Raw genomic sequence first — 1,969 nt, forward strand, 5'->3', positions numbered from 1 at the left:
GCATTTAACATATTATGATAATATATATAAGTTATGAATAGGTTCGTATTAGAACATGACTGCTTTGTAGTTCAATCTTATGCATGAGTTTCTGAAAGATTTAAGAAATTTCAAAGAATAATGGGATTTACATGTTGATATTCATTAAACCTTTTTGAGAATAATATATTTTGCTGGGTCAATAAAATATGATTATGTAGAAATTAAAAAAAAAGTTTTCATAAAGCTATTTATATAATAAATTCGATAACATATCACATTTCAATTGTTTTTTCCCAAAGAGAGTCAACGAAATAGTTTCTTGAATCTTGGAAGTGACTAACAACTTTAAAACCATTTTCCTTAGCCATGGTTTTTAATTAGGTGAGCCTATATTTCTTTGACATCAAGACCAGCATTGGCTCACCACTTTCAAAGCTGACAATTTTATCTAGATCCTTTAGGTAAACTTCTTAGTCAACCTTACTCATTAAATATAGATATATGCAACCAGTCAAAGGATCATAAACTGGATAATGAGTAAAATTTTCTCTAATAAAATTAGCACCTAGTTTCTGATTCATATTTTCTAAATAATTTAGGTTCCAGTCTGAAAACCCTTTATAAGCCTTAACTATGACTTCAGGATCCTTTTGTAGATCCACACCTAGCATGAATTCATCTCCTTTTTTCAATGTTCTGGCAATCATTCCAAGTAATCGTTTTTGCTCCTCATTTGTTAGGTTTCCTATGCTTGTTCCTAAAAATATCATCAAAGATGGTATTTTCTGATCCCATTCAACTTCAGTAAAGGCATCACTGTATGACCTAGCAATTGTTTTTATTTTTAAGTTTGGGAAGTCTAGTAGTAAATTTTTGGAAAGGGAACTTAAAACTTGTGGTGAAAAATCAATGGGAACATATGTAAAATCAATACCATTGTCGACAAGGTACTAGATAAGTATTTTAGTCTTCGAACCATCCCCAGCTCCAATGTCGATCAAATTGAATGGCAACCCTTTGTGAATCATTGTTTTAAGGATTTCTTTGGACTTACTCTTAAAGATCTCGTACTCGCACTTGGAGACGTAGTAATCAGGCTATTTCATGATTTCCTAGAAAAGAAGATCCCCCACTTCGCCATAAAGATACTTTTAGGGCAGAATCTTGAAGGGGAAGTTAAATGCTTCTTCAATTTCCTCTCCAAAGTATCGGGTGGTCTTCGTTAATGAGCCTAGGTCTGGTCGTATCATTTTATTTTTTAAATTACAATTGGAAATGAGGAATAATTTAACATATACGCACCAAATACGTCATTAAATTCCATACGATACATTTTATTAATAATTGATATTTTATAATTATAATAATGGTTAAATAATCAGAACCCCCAATAAATGATGAACAAAATCCTAAATTCTAACCAATAAAGGAGCAACATAATGTATTCAATAGGAAGAAGCTGAGAAAAGCTAAGAAAGAATAAAAGAAATTGAATCACATTTAATCAAATTAGCAAAAGCATTAATAGAAAATATAAGTGGCAGTAGTGCCGGAAATTGCTATTAAATAGGAAATACCATAAAAGCAATAATTAATAAAGAAAAAATCATAAAAGTAGAGACCTTAAGAGGACAGCAAAGAGGAAATTAGAAAAAAATAATTGCAATAGGAAATAGAAGAAGAAGATAAAATGATAGAGAATTTAGCAAAAAAATTAAAGTTGAAATCGAATAGACTGACTAAAACATAAATTTAACTTGATGGTTATGAGGATGATTTATTTGATTTCTTAGATCATGTTGATAAATAAATAAAATTGGACAAACCTTCATCTAATTACAAAGCTTATTAATAATCAGAAAAAAGCTAAGTAGAGGATGATGATAATGAAGAGGCAGAGGAAGAGGAAGAGGAGGAACTAAATAGTGAAGATAGTGTAAATGAAAACAATATTGAAGAAGAAGAAGATGAAGATATAGATGAAAAT

At 30.0% G+C, this 1,969-nt stretch carries 1 pseudogene; it reads right to left on the bottom strand.

The annotated features are described in order from the left end of the window. Nucleotides 1–452: 452 nt before the first annotated feature. Nucleotides 453–1,067 (bottom strand): annotated as a pseudogene (locus tag Megvenef_RS09175) (L-histidine N(alpha)-methyltransferase); the annotation flags it as partial. Nucleotides 1,068–1,969: the final 902 nt, after the last annotated feature.

Origin of the sequence: Candidatus Megaera venefica (assembly GCF_034554655.1) — a bacterium.
GTDB lineage: Bacteria > Pseudomonadota > Alphaproteobacteria > Rickettsiales > Rickettsiaceae > Megaera_A > Megaera_A venefica.